Source organism: Candidatus Amarolinea dominans, from assembly GCF_016704685.1.
GTDB classification, from domain to species: domain Bacteria; phylum Chloroflexota; class Anaerolineae; order SSC4; family Amarolineaceae; genus Amarolinea; species Amarolinea dominans.
The window spans coordinates 1-18784 of record NZ_JADIZS010000011.1; the positions used below are offsets into that span (position 1 = coordinate 1).

An 18784-nucleotide genomic window follows, 5' to 3' on the forward strand; every position below is an offset into this window, starting at 1 on the left:
AACTGCCCACTGGGCCACGGGGATACCATCATCCTGATCATGGCATACCAACCTCAGCGATCCACCAGCCCCCCACTTTTGCCAATATCAACCGCTTCACTCACTCCCGAACTTCGCCAAACGCTCCCCCAGCCACTGGCCACTAGAATACGGCTTTATGAGATTCCCAGATCGGCGGCGCTGCGGCGCAACCGTGGAAGATCGAACGCACGTCCGAAGAAACGGCGACCGTCTGTACCAACTGGGTGGCCACAACCTGAACCTTCATGCCGTCTAGGACCCGGCTACGTCATTTCGCCTGCGGTCGTCAATCCAGCGCCGATGTGCCCTTGCCAGCGCCCGGTTAGCCCAAAGCACCTCCTTCTTTCTCTTCCCGACATGGTGCCACCTCACACCGCCAGCCGCCCTGGTCATCGCCTGGCCGGCTAACAGTGGCCGCACCCGGCTCCGCCTGACGGTTTCCTCACGGTGGGATCAGCCTTTGCCACAGTCGGGCGCGGCGGATCGCGGCCGTTCGCACCAAGCTCGATCTGCCGGGCGACGCATAGCGCCTTTCCCGACGTGCCTCCGTCACCTGGGGAACTAGCCTGGCCTGCTGCTACGCAGATCGCGGTACGACACGACTCACTTCGTCCGTCAATCGCCAAAGCCTTCTGGAATTGGTTTGGCCAGGCCGCCTGCTCCCGCCTCAATCGCTTTTGCAAAGCCTGGCAAGCGCTCCGGTTCCTGGGGTGAATGGCGTCTGCTGGAACCCAGCGAAACGGGTCGAGATGGTCGTGCAGCCGAGTTTCGTGCAGAACCGGCAGATAGCAACGCCAGCCGGACTGGACAACCTGCCTGGCGGACCGCTTTAACCTGCGCTGCGCCTGCTCGAACGCCTGACTCTGGTCAGTGGTATCTCAGCCCGGACCCTGACGCACGCCATGTCCCAACTTCCGAGTCCTAACTTTCCAAGTTCTCCCAAGACCCAGCGTGGGGACTGGCCCTGAACGCGGGTCACACCACCGCCCTGGAAAAGCGGCGAAGCGCCTGGCAGATTGGCCTCGGCGCATTCATCGAACAATGGCCAGGTCACGGCCCCCTGGCCTTGGTTGGGTGGGCTGGCCTGGCAAAAAGCGTTTTCTTTCCAGCCCGACCCGCTGGGCACCTGGGCTGCTCTGATCCTCGAAACCGCTCCGCCCTCTCGGCGCCGCACACCGGCCTGCAGGTCATGGACGATGGCAACTTTCAAGTTAAGCGTTGCCAGCACCGACCAGGTTGTGGGGCACCGTGTTCCGCCGGTGCGCGGCCCTGGCGCTGGATCAGCCGCAGCCGGCGGCGGATGGCAGCCCTCCTGTTCCAGGAATTGCAGCCCGACTCGCTGGCAATCAGCCTGGACCAGGGCGCCGACCCCGCCGCCATCCTGGCTTTGGCCTGGAAAGCGCGGCCTCGGCGGTTCATCTGCGGCGCAGCCCTGCTGCGCAGACCGTTCAACATTGGCTCCGGCGCCTATGGCCGCATTCGCATCTTCGAAAACATCAAGCGGCTCGATCCGGCAGGATGATTTCGCCCCTGCAGGAATCCAGGACGGCGCGCCCCGCTGCCGCTGCGCCCACTCACCCGCACCCCGGCCGTCATCCCGATCAGGCCTCGACGCCATGCGCGATGCGCCTGATCGCTTGCGCCACACGCCAACCGGGTCATCAGCGACGCTCCAAGAGGAACACGCCTCGCCCGGGACTGCGAAGATGGCGCCATGACCAGACCTTGCCTCGACCTTCTTCACCGTCAACGAGCAGGTGCCGGACGCCGCTCCGCCTGGCGCGCCAGGCGCCGCAGCGGCGCTGCCGGCGTCGCGCAGCAGCTTGCCGAGCCAGAGGCGATCCAGGCCGCGCACCGAGCCCGCCCGTGACCGAAAAACGATCATGGATCGAATCCGCTGCGGAAACCGACCAGGCGGCGCCTCTGCAGATCGAACTGGTGAGCGCAGGTTGATCGAATCGGATGGCTTGCGCTGAAGGTGGCCAATCATTTCCGCTACATACCGCATCTGGCGACCTGCACTGCAGCGCTTCAGCGATGTCACCGCACGCCTGCCGACGGCTGGCCTGGGTTTCCTCCCGGTGAACCCCCGTTCTTCCCGGCAGCCGTGTCGATTTTGGCCCAGGAGAAACACTGTGCGTGCCCGCTGAGGTTCTGAGCGTCCTGCCGCAGCCTGAATCGGTTTCAGGTGTTGGACGACAGCGCGGTGCGTCGGCGGATCCGGTCGCGGGAACCCTGGCCCATCTGCGTTTTTTTTTGCCTTGTGGGAGCATCTTTCGCCAACCGCTCCGCCCTGACGATCCAGGGCGAGTTTCATCGCTGGACTGCGCAAAAGCCAGCCGCGCTGAACATCGGCGGCCAGACTCTGAACGATCAGGAAGCCAGGAGATCACCGGAGTTCTATGCGACACTGGCCACCGGTCTGGGCATTCTGGAGACAAGGGGCGGGTTGCTCGTCCGTTGTCCGGAGCCGAGTTTCCTCGGCCTGCCGCAGGCCGATTTCTTGTTCCTGGCCTGGAAGCTTTCCATCAGGCGCGGGCGACTGGCTGAAGCAACTGGAGCGGGCCAATGATGTGGGGCAGGCAAAAAGGACAGCAGCGGCGCAGCGCCCTGTTGAAATTCTTGCAGGTCGTTCCAGCCGGCGTCTGGATCAGTTTCGATTCGTTCTCACAGCAGGTCAGCCTTTGGGCGCCGGAACTGCTGCGCCTGCGCGGCGCAGGCCTTACCGCCTGTACAAAAATGGAGCGATTACGAACGGCCCTTCATCACGGAGTCCGTGCAAGGGCCGTTCCATTGGCTGGGCGCATGCGACATTGCCCTGGACGCTGCGGGGCAGGCGATTGCGTTTCGCGTTTCAGCCGACGGCCTGGCGACTCTCCTGGGCGTCGCGCCGCAGGAGACATCTACACCAGGCTGATCGTGGTGCAGCCAACTTTTCAGGTTGTTGCCTTGCCGCGGCTGGATTTTCGGTCACTCATTCAGCTCAGCGCGTTTGCCGACTTGACGCGGTTGGCCGAAGCGCCAGAGTTCAAGTTGACCAAGGCCAGCCTGTACCGAGCCGCGCAGGCCGGCCTGACGCTGGAGCAGATCGTTGATTTGTTGCAGCAATGGAGCCACAGCCCGCTGCCCGGCAACGTGCAGCGCGAGATGGAAGAATGGGTCGGCCGGCACGCGCGTGTCACGCTGCGCCACTCCGCGCCCCTGCTGCAAACCGAAAGTGAGGCGCTGCTCGATCAGCTCCTGACCGATCCGGCGCTTGCCCCCTTCTTCGGGCAAAGGCTGGCGCCCACCATCGTGGAGCTGGCCCTGGACCAGGCGCACGGCCCGGGGTGCTCTGGCGCGCTGCTGGCACGCGGGAATTGGCGATGCAGATGCCGCCGGCTGCGCCTGTGGGCGCCTGGCGAGTCACAGCCGAAGGAGAGCTGCAGTCTGCGGCCGCTCTGCCAGACCCTCTCTGGCTACCGCTGCTGCAGCGGGTAGCAACGCCGGGCGCCGCAGCCGGGGAGCAACCGACCAGGGTTTGGACCATCACCGCGGAGAAAGTGAAGGCGGTGGTGGACAAGAATGCCACGGCCGAACCCTTCCTGGCGCTGTTGCGGCAGTTGGCGCCAGGTCCGCTGCCGGCCGAGCTGGTTCAGCGCATCGAACGCTGGGCGCGTCCGCCGGAGAAGGCCCAGGTAGGCCATGTCACCTTGCTGCGGGTGGGTACGGCTGAGGCGGCGATACAACTGCTGGCCGACCGCAGTCTGCGCGGCGCGCTCAAGCCGCTGCCCGGCGCGGACAGCACCTGGCTCGTGGTCAAGGAAGATACGCTCTCCCGCGTGCGCGCCCGCCTGGCGGAATGGGAAGTGATCGTCAGCGAAGGGGTGTGGGATTAGGCCCAGATCAGAACTCGTCTTCGTCGAGCGCCGCAACAAGCGGCTGGGCGACCAGTTCACGCCAGGCGGCGAGAATCGTTTCATCGGCCATGTTCGCCAGGAGCCGATCGGTCACCGGACCGGGATCGCACTTGAGTGCAGGAAATGCCAGCAGGAGCATGGCGATGTCGCGCCAATCGGTTCCGGCCTTGGGGCTGCTGCGGCGCTGCGCGTAAGCCGTGACTTTGCTGGCAAGCAGCTCGACGGGCGCGATGACCTGGACGCCGGCAAGTCGTTCGATCGCGGGCAAGGCTTTCACCGCGCGTATATCAACCAGGTGACGGTTACCGGTTTTCTGCACCTGGTAGAGCCGGAAGCCGCGACCGCCGGCAACCTCACGAACGCGCACGGCGATGTGAAAGCGTCGCGCCAGGTAAGCTCGCAGTTCTTCGGCCAGTTCGGTTGGGTGCGTCGCCATGAGGTCAATGTCCTGGGTCATGCGCGGCTCATGCACATAGGCGTTGACTGCTTGCGCACCGAACACAGCGACATCATTGCGGTCACGCAGAAAATCGAGCACCGCCGCATGAATCGTCGCCAGCGGCAGCGGTTCGGCCGTGACGTATTCGCGCAACAGCAAAGCACCCGCGTTCAGCACAGGCTCGTAGGTGATAGCGGGGGCGGCAAGATCAGCTGTCATGGTGACCCAAACCCCTTCGATGGCTCTCTTCCGGCAGTAACACAACCAGAACGCGGTCATTCTACCACGAGTCTACGTCCATCGCAACACGGCCAGGAGAGCAGTTCCAAAGCACATTCAACCATAAAGAGCACAGAGAACACAAAGAAACGGCAGATCGACTCTCTGCGTTCTTTCTCTGTGGTTAAAAACCAGGCTACATTTGGAACTGCTGGGAGAACCTTCACCCGGCATGGTCACAGCACCTCTTGGAATTCGCCAACCCCGGAAGAAATCGCGGCCGATATGTGCCGCGGGTATCACAGCGGCAGCGCCAACAACCCCTTTTGGTACAGAGTTCCGACCAGGCTGAGCGCCGGCTGGCCGAAGTCCTGCGCCAGCGTGCGTAGGGTCGTCTTGCCGTTGAATGCAGCGAGCAGCGGTTGCGCGTCGGGGCGCAGCGACACCACCGCGTTACCGCGCAGGAGCACAAAACCAAATTGCTCCACACGCAGCCGGTAGCGCGGTTCGGGTTTCATGTCCGGATGCAGTTTCAGGGGGGCCGGCAGGCGCGGCGCGGCGTGCAGCGGAATGGCATCCCCGATCAGCGGGTCTTTCTCCAGCCCCAACTCCATCGCCACGGCCCGGCAGCCTCCGTGGCAGGTGCTGAAGACACCGCACTCATGGCATTGAGCGGGTACGGCCTCGCGGAAGGCTTGCATTTCGTGCGAATGCCAGGCTGCCTCTAGTGACTGCTTCAACAGATTGCCGGCCAACAGATACGAGTGATTGCACGGCCGCAGATTACCCCAGGGGTCAACCGTGGCGTAGGCCACACCGGCCAGGCAGCCGCTCGATGAGTTGGGCGTCAGGCACTGCGGCACGCAAATGCCAAACTGCGCTGGCCGCCCGGCGGCTTTCAGGCGATCAATCAGGTTGACGGCTCGGATCAGCTCCTGCTTCGATAGATCGCTGCCGGGCAGAGGCGCTCCCAGATAGCGATTGAAGGTGACATGGCGCGCGCCCAGCGCCAGCGCCAAATCCATGATGGCATCCAGCGCATGTTGATTGGCCTGGGTCAAAACGGTGCTGGTGGTGACCGGGATGCCGCGAGCGACAGCCAACCGGATATTGGCGACCGTTTCTGCGAACGAGCCGGCCACGCCGCTGAACAACTCATGCGTGGCGGCTGTGTGGCCGTGCAGCGAGATCACGAGACCGGTCAACTGCGGCGCCGCGGCCAGGAAATCAAGCAGAATTTCCGGCTGTAGCCAACGACCGTTTGTGAAAAGCGAAAACTCGATGCCCCTATCGGCGACGGCGCGCACGATCGCCGCGAAATCTGGATGCAGTGTGGCTTCCCCGCCGGTCAGCTTGACACGGCTGGCGTGCGGCGCGATCTGGTCGAGCACCGTGGCCCACTGCGCCGCGTTCAAGGGCCGGTGGCGGAGCTGACCCCGGCGGGTCTGTTTATCGTCAATGAAGACGTTATAACACCCCGGGCAGCGGTTGTTGCAGGCCGGGGTCAATTCCAACGAATAGAGCACAGGCGCCGACAGCGTGTGAATCACGGGATTGCCTCGGCGGCGCCTGGGGCGACGATGAGATCCGAATCGCTGCCGCAGGCGCCGCAATTCGAATCGAACGCCGGTTGAGACAGATCAGGCCGCGGCGCCGCCGTCTCATCTAACTCAACCGGCAGCAATGGCGCCCCTGCGCCGGAATCGAACAGCTCGATAGTCAGTCTCATGGCGAGGAGAGCAGAAGGCGTCTCCCATTCAGACGTATTGCTCATTGCACAGCTTCCTCCTCGCTCAGGCCGGCTATATCTTCGATGACAAGTAGGAGACGCTTGGGAACGACGTTGTAGGTCTGCCCCACCTGGCGGACGACATCACGCAGGTGATCGAGCCGCTCACCCTTGAGCGGCCGGATACGGCGATAAACCGCCGCCAGAGTCTCACGCAGGCGCGGGGCAACGTCTGAGAATTTCTCGAAATAGGCAACCGAGATGACGAATTCAGTCATCATTTGCTCAAGCAAAAGATCCTTGCCCGCGACCGTCAGCGTCTCGTCCAGGCCCTTGGACGTCCAAATGGCCCGCTGCAGGTGCAGCTTGCCCAGGGCCAGCCAGTATTCATCAATTGGATCATCTATCTTGCCAAAACCGCCCGGCTGCAGCCGATACTCCGGTGGTATCGCTTGTTCGATACGCGCCAGCCATTCTCGTGCCGTGGGTAAGTCACCGCTGTCGGCGTAGGTCTGGGCCAGGTCGTCGTAGGTGTCGAGCGCCTGGCGGGTCAGTCCAAAACTATCAGCAATGTCGGCCGCCTGCAGTTGCAGCGCAATGGCCTGGGCGCGCTTTGCCCCTGCATCTACCGGCGACTGGCCGATCGTTTCCAGGGCGAAGGCCCAGTCGGTATAGGTATCGGCCAGCTCATTGAGCGCCTGCCAGCGACGCATCGGTTCCTTGACCTGATCCTCTTGCGGATCATCAGTGACAAAGATGGTGAGCGCTTCTTCCAGGGCTGCCACAGCCTTAGAAAACAACCTGTTGGCGCTCTCGATGTTGTACGACCCACGCTTGGCGCGATCGCCTTGCATACGATAGGCCTGACCGAGGGTCAGCGTAGCCAGGCCGAGGGCACGGCGGTTATTGAGTTCGTTGGCAATCCTCTTGGCTTCTTCCGCAGGGTGAATCGCCTCATCCGGTCGTCCCAACAGGGCGTGAATGGCAGCCTGGGTGGTGAGGCTCATGGCGAGGGGGAAGCGCAGACGTAGCTCACGGCGCAGACTGAGGGCATCTTCGATCAAGGAGTCCGCGTTGTATTGGCGTCCCATGACCGCGTACAGGAACGCTTCGTTGTTGGTTGTGTCGGCCAATTCATCTTTCAGATCGGCCTCGCGCAGGTAGCGCACGGCATGACGGTAATCAGTCAAGGCCCTGCTGTAGCGCCCACTCACCCAACGTGCATAGGCTCGATTGTTGTGGGCTCGTCCCAGGATGCGTTGACGCCACCACTGCTGATACTCATCCGCCGGGACGACCGGTGTCAACGAATCTATGGCCAGGTTCAGCGCTTGTCGGCCAGACGCCTCATTGCCGCTGTAGATCAGCGCCTCTGCATAGTAAGTCAACAGATGCGTCCAGAAATAGACATCATCGGCGCCAAAAATCCTGGCGGCATCACCAGCTAGATCAGGTTTGAGGGCAGCAGGTGATGATACCGGCGTGAGGCTTTGCTGAACAGAGAGTGGAGCAAATTGTAGGATGACCTCCGCAATCTGGACGGCCCGGTGATTGTCGCCGCGATTGATGTGACGCTTGATCCAGCGGATGGCGCTGTCGCGGTTCACCGCTTCCTGGCTCACGCCCTCGTATTGCGCCCGACGGATGGCGCCAGGCTGCTGAAAGAAACGCAAGAACTCATCACGTAGACGCATGTCGAAGCCGACCAGGGCCGCCTTGATGGCCTCCTCGTCCCACCTCGCAAAGTAGCGCTCGAAGCCATGCCGAGGGTCAGCGCGCAGTTCATAGTGCAGAATATCAATCTTGACATTCTGCTGGGCATCCTCATCACTGACAGCCGCCAACCGATTCTGGCAGAACCCGGCAATCTGCTGCCATTTGCTGATAAGGTCTGCAATCGGCATGAATCCCATTTTGGGATCGTCAAGTAAATCGTACATTTCATCGTGCAGGTAGATGCGCGGCCAATCCGGACGTGACTTGACAAAGGTGAATCGTTTCATCGCCTCCAGGCGTTGCTGGCACGCATCCAGCGGCCAACCGGGTTCCAGGTAGTACAACAATTCGGCATCGAGGCCCTGGCGTGTGAGCGCCATGTAGGGCAAGGTATCTTCGATGGGGTAGCCGGTGTCCAGTCTCTGGATGCGAGCAATGACACGAGGGGCAATTTCCTGCCAGCGGTCATCAGCGTTGTGCTGGTCGGGTGATCCCTCGGCAAACAGATCTTCGATGTCTGCGCCGCCATAAACGGCCAGGTCAATCAGGAGGGCCAGGCGGATGGGACGCCCGCCAGTAAACGCGTATAACTGGCCCGGCCCGATGGTGATTTGGCTCTGCGTGCGCTCCTCACGCGTGGCCAGGGCAACCATTGCTGCAAAGTAGCGCGCCGTCTCGGTTTCGTCAAAACCGGCCAGCTCACGGGCGGTGTAGCACCGGTCGGGTTGATTGCCAAATGCGACGCGCAAATCAGCGTCCAGCTTCATGCTGTTGGGACGGCCGGCAAAGACAATGACGGCGTTGTGCAGTTGCGGCAGCGTCTCCAGCAGCCACATCTTCACCGCGATGGCCTCCTGCGGCACCTGGCAGATCGTTTGGATGATGTCGTTCTCATACTGAACCAACTCGACCGTGTCGAAAGTGAGCAGGACGCGCGCCTGATCCGCCAGTGCGTTGAACCCCTCGACGAAGGCTGCTGTGAGCTGGACACGAAGCGATTCGAGTTGCTTTGCATCCACATGCTCGTGACGCTGGCGCTCAAAACTCGCGCGCAGACCCCAGTAATGGTCAAAATAGTGGCGGTCAGGGTCAATGGCCTCACAGATCGCCCTCTCGATACCACTGTTGCTGTGGGTGCTCGACAGGTAGAGATCAATGATCTTGCTCCAACGGAGCGGGCGCTCGGAAGTGCTGCGCTGACCTGCGGATTCGCCAATTTTCTCCAACAGGCGCGTCTTGCCAATACCGCCAGGCCCGTGGAAGTAAAGAACGTCGGTGTGTCCCCAGTGGGCGAACGCGTCCTGGGCCAGCTTCAACTCGACCGCGCGGCCGATGATGTCCTCTGTGCGTAAGGCGTAATGTCTTAAGTTAGTCATGAGATTGCCTCCGTGTCAAGGTATCGTTGCGCCATTGCTGCTGTGCTGACTCACCACCCGCGCCAGCGCATCAACGCGCTCAGTCAACTCCTGGTAGCACTCGCCCAGCAATTCTCGCAATTCATCGTCTCGCTCGAGCTCTTCTTGCAGGGTCGTAACGCCTTCCAGGTCAAGCCTGCTCGTAACGGGATCCAGATAAGCCGTAACCGTAGGCTCGATCACGCTCCACGGGGTGTCGCCGCCGGCCCGCGCCTTCGCGCGCATGGCGTCATGGTAGATAGCGGCGATGATGTAGGTAGCGCTCAGCGGTTGGCTCTCGCGAATCAGTCTGACATAAAGGTCTTTGGCGCTGCGATGGCGCCGGTCATACTCGTCGGCATCAGTCAAGAGCAGCCAACGATTGATGATCTTGCGCACGGTTGGGTCAATGATATAACCGTGATGGATTTGACTCCAGAACGTCAGGTCAGTGCCGAGCATAGACTTGATGATGTCCTGAAAGTACGAGTCTGGCTCGGCCCTCAAGTCATCGTTGTTTTCAGTTTCGGCCAGGAACATCTGCAGGGCTCGAATATGAAAATGGCGCAGGGTGGCTGCGGCAAGCAAGCGTTGGCGCACATCCCAGTTGACATGATTGAGCCACCATTCGATCACGGTTCCCAGGAGATCGGCAAAGTCCTTTTCGAACTGTCGTGCCACACGCTCATCAATCGGTTGTGCAGCCGGTGTCAAAGCGGCCAGTCCTTCACCCAAACGCCAGGTGGCATAGGGATGACCGAAGGAGTACGGGTAGAGGATGTTGCCAACCAGCTCCGCCTCTGCGACTCTGCGTTCCTGCTTGAGTTGGGCGGTAACCTCATCCGTTTTGAAAGGCAAAACCTGCCAACGCTTGAGTCTGCGTCGGACTTCAAACTGCTGAAAGCGCTTCATCTCTTTGCGCGCCGCAAACACAAGCAGCATCCTGGAGTCGCGCCCGATGGGCATCCACAGGTGTTCCTCGAACCAGGCAAACCAATCGAAATGGGTGTCTTCGAGAATGTCGAGCGAGTCAAAGAGGCAAATGGGCACGAAGCGCTCGCTCAACGCCTGGAACAAACAGACGATCGCCCTGGCGATCTCTTCTGGAGATTGGCCGCCTGCAATCGCCTCGTTGATCAGAGCGATTTCCCTTCGTTCGTCGGTGTTGAGTTGATTTTCGAGACGGTGAATCGCTTGTTGCACACTCTGCGTGAAGGTCCGCAGCAGTGCGTCGAGGGTCTCGCAGTGGCGTACCGTATCTTCGGCAAAGTCAAAAACAATGGCAAAACTGCCTTTTTGCTGGGCGTCGGGCTGATCGTGCCCAAGTTCGTGCGCCAGGTGTCGTATGATCCAGGTCTTGCCCAGCCCGCTGACTCCCCACAACATGATGATTTGGCGCAGCGATTGCCCGTGCTTGGCTTCCTTCAGTTGGTCCCGAAAACCCTGCAAAAGTTTCTCGCGTGCAACGAATTTATCGGTCTCGTAGGCCGGGGGTGGAACATAGACGACACCTGACGTCAGGCTTGGTTGGGGTTGCATCTGCGTCAGGGCAGACGCAGCGCCCCTTGCTTGTGTCATAATCTCCTCCTTTGCAAAGCCGTCAAGCGTGCCACAAGTTCATGGTGAACCTCCACGTTGACATGAGAACAAAAACAAAAAAGCCAATACCCCAAAATTGGGTATTGGCTCTACTAACCCAGATCGCCAGGGCGTTTGGTTTGCTGAAAGGCGATTACCTTCCATGCAATGTGAAAAATAGCTGCGGTCCACTGACCGGAAACGCGTAGGATATGCATCATGCACTGCCGATCTTTCTTAGATTTGCGCACAAGCGGCGCGGAAATCGTGTTCAGTCAGACGATAGTTCTCGTTGCGACTATTCTAACCGGTCAACTAAACGCTTACTTGACAACGACTTGACAACTTAGGGCTGGTCAAAAGAGCGTCCTGTTCTTTTTGGGCATGTTCTGCCGGAATACAAACAGGGATCTGTTGATTGCTAAGCTCTGTGCGCAGCCTGGCGCGCTAGCGTTTAGCCACATGATTCAGCTGCACACCGCGACCACGCACGGTAGCCAAATAGATCGGCTCATCGGCCCCCTTGGGTTCGATGAGATCGCGCAGGCGGCTTAGTACACGGCGCAGAGCCGAGTCGCCATCAAATATATCAATCAAATCCTCGTTTTCAACGACCTCTCCTGCATTATCATAGAGAACGGAGAAAAGCTCTAGCAACCGGCCCGTTAACACGGACTCGCGCGCCCCGACACGAATCCGGCCAGTCGCTTTATCGAAGCGTAGGAGTGGAACCCCAGTGATGACCGATGATTGCATACCCGCTTTCCAATCGCTCTGAATCGTCTCCCACTCCTGCCACGTCAGCAAGGGACGAACTGGCTCGGTGGGCTGTGCTGCCTGGCGGCGCGCATGGGTGACGATCAAGCTGTCGCACAGTTCGATCAGATTGCGTGGCACCTCGCTCGCGGTCTTGATCAGATTAGTGTGCAAAAGCGCGCCGCAATCAGGTTCGCATAATTCCTCGAAATCAGAGACCCTGGTATCGCTGAACACCACCAGCCGTTGGCGCAGCAATTCAGCCAACGACTCATCGTTCCATACGATACTCCGTGTGGGCAAGCGATCTATACGCACACCGGGCCGGCGATGCAATTCGGTTTGTAGATCAGCCGGTAAAAAGAGCTTGAACGCCGTGTCGTCGGCTTCCATAATATCCAGGTCCGCCAACAGGGGAGCAAGAAAATCGGCCATGAAATCCGGGTTGTCGGTCAGTGGGGGGCGTTCATCAACCTCATCAATCAGAATGCAGGCATCGGTCAAGCCGGCTTGACGCACCAGGCGCATGAACGATTGCCAGAGGAAGAGCGGTGAACGAGAGTTTTCATCAATCGCTGCCGGTGGTGCATCGGCCAGGGCCAGCCAGAAGCGCCCGGCTGGTTTCCATTGCTGCGCTTGACTTTCGAACAGAACAGTTAATTGGCGACCGGCGTAGGCCTGATCGAACGCTCGCCAATCGTACACAGGTATGGCGCCGGTTGCAGCATGGAGCTGATCGGTGAACCAGACTTGATCCTGCGCCACCGGACAGAAGGTGTCCCAGAACCAACGTAAGCGCTGCAGTCCCTTCCCCGAGAGACATTTGGCCAGGTTGACATCATTGGCCAGAGTCTCAACCAGTGTGAGTGTGGCGCGATCCAAGATTAGCCGGATGTGGTCCCCCGCAGTGAGGGGGCGTCCGTTCTTGACCCACTCTGCCAGGTTGCCGAACGACGTATATTCAACCCCCAGCGTGGTGGACGACGGGTTGTAGGGCCGGCAATCGCGCGCGACCATGATGCGATGCGCACTTTTGCCGCAGCCACGTGACGCGTAAACAATCAGGGTCTGGGCTTCGCGGATCTCATCATAATAGGGCGTGGAAATAAAATAGGTGTGGAGGTACGGTTCGCGCTTCGCTTCGTGTTCGGCCACACGGACATCGAACGGGTTCGCGCGAAACTCATGCAAGGACCAGCCAATCGCGTAGGGCCTGCTTTTCGGCAACGGTGAGGATCGGTTTGGAACTGGAACTGGTTGATTTACTCATGGCCGGGGGCCTCCTGCTACTCCCGACACCACATGGGCACGCGTATCCAGGCGCAAATCAACTGACACTGTTCTCATTCTACCACGAGTCCCCGTCCGTCGCAATACAGCCCCTGCCAGGTATCGCGATGACAGTGGGCGGGGGCCGTCAATAGTTGGTAGCGGGCGCAGGCGAGTGGCACAATTTGCTCTCTACGCCTTCCATGTGGTGCAATCGGTGATTAGGGGGCCACGCGGGCTTACCGATGGGTGGTTGCAGGCGTCGAGTCCCTGCACCCTGGGCATTGAGACTCAATTTTGTACGCGAAAAGGCGCCGGTTGTTTATTCAACCGGCGCCTTGTTCTACATCTTACGTTTCGCTTTCAGTCTGCTGAGCCTTTGCCCTGGCTGCGCCCGACCAACGGTCGAACGATGGCCTGATTCAGCACGCGATACGCCGGCGCAAGGCCATACCTACCACGGTCAGCAGCACGAGGGCCAGGGCCAGCGGCAACCATAGATTGCTCGTTCCCGGCGTGCCGCTGTCCAGGCTGCTCAACTCCACACCGGTCGGCGGAGTCGTCGGTGTGGCCGTTGGAGTGGCGGTGGGCGGCACGATTGTGGCCGTGGGAGTGGCCGTGGGCGGCACGGATGTGGCCGTGGGTGTCGCGGTCGGCGCCACACTCGTTGCTGTTGGCGTGGGCGTGGGGCCGGCGGGCTGGCATGACTGCACGATCACGTCGTCAACATACCAGCCCTCGTAGCTCACCGAGCTGTCGGTGCCCAGGCGCATGCGGAAGCTCGCGGTCTGGCCCGCATAGCTGGTGACATCCACAATCGAGTTCAGGTAGGGCTGCGCGGGGTTGCTGCACCAGGCCTGCAGACCGGCCAACGGGTTGCCAAAGCTGCCGGAGACCGCCCCGTTGTAGGGGTCGGTCAGCAGTGAGGCGTTCGGCACCTGGGTCCATGTCGCACCGCCGTCGGTGGACACTTCCACAATGGCGCCATCGTAGCAGGCCGTGGCACCGCTTGACTCGATGTGCTGATAGTTCCAGAACTTGAGCGTGACCGGGTTTTGGCCGCTGGGCAGGGCCACGGCCGGCGAGACCAGGCGCTGATCGCTGACGGTCGCCGAATCGTTCGCCTTCCAGGAGGTTGTGCCGCTGTGCGGCCGCGCGGTGGAGAGCGCCCAGGTGTCGCCGGTGCCGCTGTGCGTCCAACCGCCAGCGCCCGCCTCGAAGTCGTTGGTGTACAGAATGTTGGCCGTCGTGCCGGGGCCACAGTCGCCAGGCGCAGCCTGGGTGGTGAAGCTGAAGACGGCAGAGTAGGCGCCGGCGCCGCAGGCGTTGTTCGCCTTCACCCGCCAGTAGTAGGTGGTGCTGGTGTTGAGCGAGGCGCCATTCCAGGTTGTGCCGGTCAGGCCGGTGGCCGAAGCGACAACAGTGACGAAGCCGGCGTCGGTCGCGACCTGGATGTCATAGGTGCCGGCGCCGCTGGCCGCGTTCCAGGTAAACGTCGGCGTCGCGGGCACGTTGAGTGCGCCGTTAGCCGGCGCGGTCGCGGACCGGCATGCCGGCGCGGCCGCTTGCACGGTCAGGTCAACGGCGGTCTGGTGGACGTTCGGGCCGGCCGTGCCGACGACGTTGAAGTTGTAGCTGCCCGCGGCCGCACCGCTAATCGTCAGCGTGCTGGCGCCGGGCGGGGTGACCGGATTGGTGCTGAAGCCGGCCGTGCCGGGGTTGCCGGACGCGCTCAGGGTCACCGGGCTGTTGTAGCCGCTGACGCTGCCAATGTTCACGTTGTACGCGGCATTGGCGCCCACGCAGATCTGCTGGCTGGCGGGCGTCACGGCCAGGGTGAAGCCGGGCGTGCCGCAGGCATCGAACTTGAACGCGCCGATGCGGGTGCTCCACTGGGTGGCGGCGTTCCATTGCCCCGTGAACCAGAAGGTGCAGTCGTCCACCGGATCAACGCTCATGGCCGCGTAATCGCCGTAGCGGTTGCTGCCGTTGATGCTCGTGATCCATGGCGATGCCGCCCATCCAACGGTTGTCCGCGGTGGTGGGCGCATAGGTGCCTTCCTGATAGAGACTCCACGCACCCGCGCCGACCTTGCGCATCTCGAACCAGCGCACGCCGCCGATGTTGTTGCCATTGATGTCGGTGACGAAGTTGCCCACCAGCGTTTCGTGGCTGCCGAAGTTGCGATAGGCCAGACGGTTCATGATCACTTCACGGATCGGGTCCAACGAGGAGGAACTGCCCTGCGCCACGCCCGGCATGCCCATGCAGTAGAACGAGGTCAGGCCGCATAGGCTTGAGTCGAACTCGGCTGTCACAATGTCGGCCAGCTTGGTGAAGGTCGAGCTGGCGGGCGTGGTCCAGTCCACGTGGAAGGCGTAGATCTCCAGGATGTCGCTGCTGGGGAAGCCGCTGGGGCCATGCACTTCGGTGTCGAGGTGGCGCATGATGTAGTCCGCGCGCCCGCTGGCGGCGTGGTCATGCCGTCCAGGTCGGCCGGGGTCAGGGCCTGGAAGCCGAAACCGGATGGATTGGCCGCGGTGGAGCGCCGGAACGTGCCGGGGAGGACGGCCAGTATCTCGGCGCGATCCAGCGCGAAGGCCGACGGGCTGCTTTCATTGGCGGTTCCGTAGTAGGCATCGGGCCACACGCCGTACTTGGGGTAGTCCGGGAAGCTGGGCATGCTGAACGAATACGAGTAGTACGCGCCCAACGGATCGGCCGTCTGTGAGATGAGGACGCACAACGTTGCCAGAACCGAATTCGCTCAAGAACCAACGGTTACCAGTTGGTCATACAGAACAACCGGATCGTTGCCGCCGGCGCAGCCGCCCAGGGATGTGAGAGCAAAGGCCTGGATCAAGGCGCCGGTCGCTTTGTTGTAGACGGCCACATCGGTGGCATTGATCATTTGGATGTAGTGGTTGGCGCCGACATCGCCCACGGTGTCCGGCGGGTTGACGAAGGTGTAGCCCTGGCCGTTGAAGTTAAAGATCGGGGTGCCAAAGGCGTCAGGCTGGGCCGGGGGAGCCGCGGCTTGCAGGGGCAGCAGCGGGTCCGGGCCGCCCTTGACATCGAAGGTGGGATCGAGATTGGCATTGAAATTCATGCGCGGGTTGATCTCACGATCCAAGGTGGGTTCATGGACGGGCGGCGGTGCATCGCGTTGGCCGACGTCAGGACTGGCGTGACGGGGTCGCTGGCGGTGAACTCGCCGACCGGCGTCTCCTGTTGGGCAGCGCCGGTCAGGTTGACTGCGCTGCGCTGTCCGGCCAGGGTCTTGGTGCTCGTCATGTCAGCGGGCAGCACAAAGGCCAGGCCGAACACCATCAAAATTGTGATGGCGCCGAAAAAACTTACGTGCGTACTTCATGCGTCATTCCTCCTACTCACGGTATTGATTTTTGGCTGCCTCATGGGGCCGCCTTTTTGGAACAGGGGTTGAGTTAACTCGGAAGCCGTTGCGACGGCCTCCGCCACCGATGCTTGTCCATAGAAGGCGTTCGATCTCTTTGCTGACCGTGTCTTCGATCGCGGGCCAATTGGACATGACCGAACGGTACGTAGGTTGGCACGGCATCAAGCCAGACCTGGCTGTGAGCCGGTTTTTGCAGGATCAAGGAAACTGGCCGATTCGGCGACCATGCGCAGTGAAGGCACCGTGCGACCGCTGCGGGCTACAATTTCCTGACCTGTGACGGAGTTAGCGTATTCGATGAATTTCCAGGCGGCCTCCTTGTCTTTGCTCTTGCCGGCCATGCAATAGCCGTCGCTGTGCAGGATGCTGGCCGATTGCGACCCTCGGGGTAGCGGCGCCACGTCCCAATCGAAATTTTTGATGGTGCGCATGGTGGGCACCGCGCCGGCTGTTGAAGTACATGCCCAGCGCGCCGCTGAGGAAACGGCTCTGGCTGTCCTGCGCGGCCTCGGCGGCCGCGTCCGGAACCACCTTCTCCTTTGACCTGCAAGTCCACGAACCACTGGAACGCCAAGCGCGCGGCCGGGCTGTCCAGGCTAAGGCGCGTCGGGTTGGCGGGATCGTCAACCAACTCGCCGCCGGCCTGCCAGATGAAAGGCGCCAGGCGATAGAGGATAGGATCAATGCCAACGCCGTACTGGTCGGTGACGCTGTCGCCGTTCTTGTCCAGGGTCAACGCTTTGGCCGCAGCGACGAAGTCGGCCCACGTCCAATCGTTCGCCGGATACGTGATGCCGGCGGCGGCGAACAGCGCCTTGTTGTAGTAGATCACCAGGCTGGAGACGTTTTGCGGAACGCACCACAGCTCACCCTGGTAGCGGAACGCACCGAGCGCCTACGGATAGAAATCGCCCGCTTTCAGCACCTGGCTCCCAGGCCAGGCGCGGCCCCACGGCCTCCAGCGCGGCTCTATCGGCGAACGCCGCGATGCGGCGATTGTTGAGCAACATCACGTCCGCGGGTGCGCCGCGGCGAAACCGCGGCCAGCCGCCGCAGATAGTCGGCATCATCCGGCATGTAGCGCAATTCTACGGTGTAATCCGGGTTGGCGGACTGGAAAGAGTCTACGAGCGTTTGGTAAGCCCGTACTCCGCCTTGCTGCCGGAGACCATGAACGAAATCGAGTGTGGCGTTGGCGCGGCCGCACAGCCGGACAGAGCTGGCAAAATCAGCAACAGAACGAACAACAGTAGAGACAGCTTGCGCATCAGCCTTTTTCCAGGAGCGTTATGATTGAGTTGTCGCTCAGAAAGAGCGGCTGCAAGACAACGAACAGCAGGATGATCGGGATGGTCATGAACGTGGCGCCGGCCATCAGGAGCGGCCAGTTCGTTGCATCGAGCTGCTTGTGATCTGCACGCCGATCGGCAGGGTGTAGGTTTGCGGGCCGGTACAGATAGAGTACGGGATTGGTAAAAGCCGTTCCAGAACTGAACGAAGGCCAACATGACGACTGCGGCCACCGTTGGTCGGGCCAGGGCATGGCAAGTTCCCGGTAGGTCGTCCAGGCGTCGGCGCTTTCTGAGCCGCGCCCTCGTGATCCGCCGGCGTGCGGCGAAACGTCCAGAAGAAGAGCAGCACCAACAGCGGTCCGCCGTCGGCAAAGGCCGGCAGAATCAGCGACCACCGTGACCAGCAGACCGGCCCAACTCAGCATCTGGTAGCGAAACAGCCAGACAGCGGATGGGGGCACCATGAGCAGGAAGACGGCGACGATCAGCAGGCGATTGCGCCAGGGGTCGCGCACTTGTGACAGGCCAAACCGCCCAGGGACGCGGTCAACAGCGTCAGTGGCACGGACACCGCGACGACCAGTACCGAGTTGAGCAGGTAACGAGCCAGGGGCACCTGGCGAAAATCTCGACGTAGTTGCTCCATTGCGGCCGCCCGGGCCACCACCTTGACGGTGCGCGGGCGGCAGTCCCAGGGCCGCAACGACACGACCGCCATCCAGAAAAAGCGGCAGAACGAACAGAAGCGCCACGGGCCACTCCTGACCAGCCCCGAAACGACAAACCGGGCAGGGTCTCGCCCGGGTCGTTGATGGTCCGGCGACCGAATGCACGGCCGCACGGGGACGTTGGGGAATGCCCTTCCCGGTTCAGGCGATGTCATCATGTCTGTTCAATCCAACCAGGTTCACAATGCCCACCACCAACAGGCTGGTCAACAGGTACAGAATCACCGTCATCGCGGCGGCAAGGCCAAAATCAAAGAGATCAAAGGCCAGTTTGAACACGAGTAGGCACGAAGGTCGTGGCGTAATAGGGGCCGCCATAGGTCAT

Annotated in this window: 19 protein-coding genes; 6 read left to right on the top strand and 13 right to left on the bottom strand. The window is 61.4% G+C overall.

Going from position 1 to position 18784, the window contains the following annotated elements; genetic code table 11:
- Positions 1-1321 precede the first annotated feature (1321 nt).
- From IPF85_RS08495 to IPF85_RS08515, 5 genes are all read left to right on the top strand, one after another.
- Positions 1322-1543, top strand: coding sequence for a hypothetical protein (locus IPF85_RS08495; protein WP_343407646.1), 222 nt, complete (start codon positions 1322-1324; stop codon positions 1541-1543).
- Between the two features lie 741 nt (positions 1544-2284).
- The gene (locus IPF85_RS08500; RefSeq protein ID WP_343407647.1) at positions 2285-2593 is read left to right on the top strand and encodes a hypothetical protein; all 309 of its coding nucleotides are present in this window, start codon (positions 2285-2287) and stop codon (positions 2591-2593) included.
- A 204-nt stretch (positions 2594-2797) separates the two neighbouring features.
- Positions 2798-2938 (top strand): hypothetical protein, encoded by a 141-nt coding sequence (locus IPF85_RS08505; RefSeq protein WP_343407648.1) that lies wholly within the window; start codon positions 2798-2800, stop codon positions 2936-2938.
- 5 nt (positions 2939-2943) lie between these two features.
- Positions 2944-3501 (top strand): helicase-associated domain-containing protein, encoded by a 558-nt coding sequence (locus tag IPF85_RS08510; RefSeq protein ID WP_343407649.1) that lies wholly within the window; start codon positions 2944-2946, stop codon positions 3499-3501.
- A gap of 71 nt (positions 3502-3572) precedes the next feature.
- Complete coding sequence (locus IPF85_RS08515; protein WP_343407650.1) at positions 3573-3899, top strand: hypothetical protein; 327 nt, start codon at positions 3573-3575, stop codon at positions 3897-3899.
- Positions 3900-3906: 7 nt separating this feature from the next.
- Here IPF85_RS08515 and IPF85_RS08520 read toward each other — a convergent pair whose 3' ends face one another.
- The 11 genes from IPF85_RS08520 to IPF85_RS08570 all read right to left on the bottom strand — a co-directional run bounded on the left by IPF85_RS08520 (position 3907) and on the right by IPF85_RS08570 (position 17002).
- A complete protein-coding gene (locus IPF85_RS08520) occupies positions 3907-4578 on the bottom strand; it encodes a nucleotidyl transferase AbiEii/AbiGii toxin family protein (protein ID WP_343407651.1) in 672 nt (223 codons plus the stop codon).
- Positions 4579-4877: 299 nt separating this feature from the next.
- The gene (locus IPF85_RS08525) at positions 4878-6128 is read right to left on the bottom strand and encodes a radical SAM protein (protein WP_343407652.1); all 1251 of its coding nucleotides are present in this window, start codon (positions 6126-6128) and stop codon (positions 4878-4880) included.
- Positions 6125-6352 (bottom strand): hypothetical protein, encoded by a 228-nt coding sequence (locus tag IPF85_RS08530; RefSeq protein WP_343407540.1) that lies wholly within the window; start codon positions 6350-6352, stop codon positions 6125-6127. The genes IPF85_RS08525 and IPF85_RS08530 overlap by 4 nt, the downstream gene beginning before the upstream one ends.
- The gene (locus IPF85_RS08535; protein WP_343407653.1) at positions 6349-9399 is read right to left on the bottom strand and encodes a tetratricopeptide repeat protein; all 3051 of its coding nucleotides are present in this window, start codon (positions 9397-9399) and stop codon (positions 6349-6351) included. The genes IPF85_RS08530 and IPF85_RS08535 overlap by 4 nt, the downstream gene beginning before the upstream one ends.
- 15 nt (positions 9400-9414) lie before the next feature.
- Complete coding sequence (locus tag IPF85_RS08540; RefSeq protein WP_343407654.1) at positions 9415-10995, bottom strand: hypothetical protein; 1581 nt, start codon at positions 10993-10995, stop codon at positions 9415-9417.
- A 447-nt stretch (positions 10996-11442) separates the two neighbouring features.
- Complete coding sequence (locus tag IPF85_RS08545) at positions 11443-12906, bottom strand: winged helix-turn-helix domain-containing protein (protein ID WP_343407655.1); 1464 nt, start codon at positions 12904-12906, stop codon at positions 11443-11445.
- 536 nt (positions 12907-13442) lie between these two features.
- Positions 13443-15071: a hypothetical protein gene (locus IPF85_RS08550; protein ID WP_343407656.1), complete on the bottom strand. Its 1629-nt coding sequence runs from the start codon at positions 15069-15071 to the stop codon at positions 13443-13445.
- Positions 14968-15468, bottom strand: a complete 501-nt coding sequence (locus tag IPF85_RS08555; RefSeq protein ID WP_343407657.1) for a hypothetical protein — start codon at positions 15466-15468, stop codon at positions 14968-14970. The genes IPF85_RS08550 and IPF85_RS08555 overlap by 104 nt, the downstream gene beginning before the upstream one ends.
- Before the next feature lie 320 nt (positions 15469-15788).
- The gene (locus tag IPF85_RS08560; RefSeq protein WP_343407658.1) at positions 15789-16154 is read right to left on the bottom strand and encodes a hypothetical protein; all 366 of its coding nucleotides are present in this window, start codon (positions 16152-16154) and stop codon (positions 15789-15791) included.
- Positions 16127-16354: a hypothetical protein gene (locus IPF85_RS08565; RefSeq protein ID WP_343407659.1), complete on the bottom strand. Its 228-nt coding sequence runs from the start codon at positions 16352-16354 to the stop codon at positions 16127-16129. The genes IPF85_RS08560 and IPF85_RS08565 overlap by 28 nt, the downstream gene beginning before the upstream one ends.
- 246 nt (positions 16355-16600) lie before the next feature.
- Entirely contained in the window at positions 16601-17002 is a 402-nt protein-coding gene (locus IPF85_RS08570; protein ID WP_343407660.1) for an extracellular solute-binding protein, read from the bottom strand.
- 120 nt (positions 17003-17122) lie between these two features.
- Here IPF85_RS08570 and IPF85_RS08575 point away from each other — a divergent pair, with 120 nt between their 5' ends.
- Positions 17123-17263, top strand: a complete 141-nt coding sequence (locus tag IPF85_RS08575; protein WP_343407661.1) for a hypothetical protein — start codon at positions 17123-17125, stop codon at positions 17261-17263.
- A gap of 443 nt (positions 17264-17706) precedes the next feature.
- Here the strand turns inward: IPF85_RS08575 and IPF85_RS08580 are convergent, their stop codons facing one another.
- Both IPF85_RS08580 and IPF85_RS08585 read right to left on the bottom strand, forming a co-directional pair.
- Positions 17707-18483, bottom strand: coding sequence for a hypothetical protein (locus tag IPF85_RS08580; RefSeq protein WP_343407662.1), 777 nt, complete (start codon positions 18481-18483; stop codon positions 17707-17709).
- Between the two features lie 117 nt (positions 18484-18600).
- Positions 18601-18738, bottom strand: coding sequence for a hypothetical protein (locus IPF85_RS08585; protein ID WP_343407663.1), 138 nt, complete (start codon positions 18736-18738; stop codon positions 18601-18603).
- Positions 18739-18784: the final 46 nt, after the last annotated feature.

Excerpts from the sequence above, each read along its gene's own strand:
- IPF85_RS08495 (WP_343407646.1), top strand. The coding sequence starts at position 1,322 with ATGGCAGCCCTCCTGTTCCAGGAATTGCAGCCCGACTCGCTGGCAATC.
- IPF85_RS08520 (WP_343407651.1), bottom strand. The coding sequence starts at position 4,578 with ATGACAGCTGATCTTGCCGCCCCCGCTATCACCTACGAGCCTGTGCTG.
- IPF85_RS08530 (WP_343407540.1), bottom strand. The coding sequence starts at position 6,352 with ATGAGCAATACGTCTGAATGGGAGACGCCTTCTGCTCTCCTCGCCATG.
- IPF85_RS08535 (WP_343407653.1), bottom strand. The coding sequence starts at position 9,399 with ATGACTAACTTAAGACATTACGCCTTACGCACAGAGGACATCATCGGC.
- IPF85_RS08540 (WP_343407654.1), bottom strand. The coding sequence starts at position 10,995 with ATGACACAAGCAAGGGGCGCTGCGTCTGCCCTGACGCAGATGCAACCC.
- IPF85_RS08550 (WP_343407656.1), bottom strand. The coding sequence starts at position 15,071 with ATGCGCCCACCACCGCGGACAACCGTTGGATGGGCGGCATCGCCATGG.
- IPF85_RS08555 (WP_343407657.1), bottom strand. The coding sequence starts at position 15,468 with ATGCGCCACCTCGACACCGAAGTGCATGGCCCCAGCGGCTTCCCCAGC.
- IPF85_RS08575 (WP_343407661.1), top strand. The coding sequence starts at position 17,123 with ATGCCAACGCCGTACTGGTCGGTGACGCTGTCGCCGTTCTTGTCCAGG.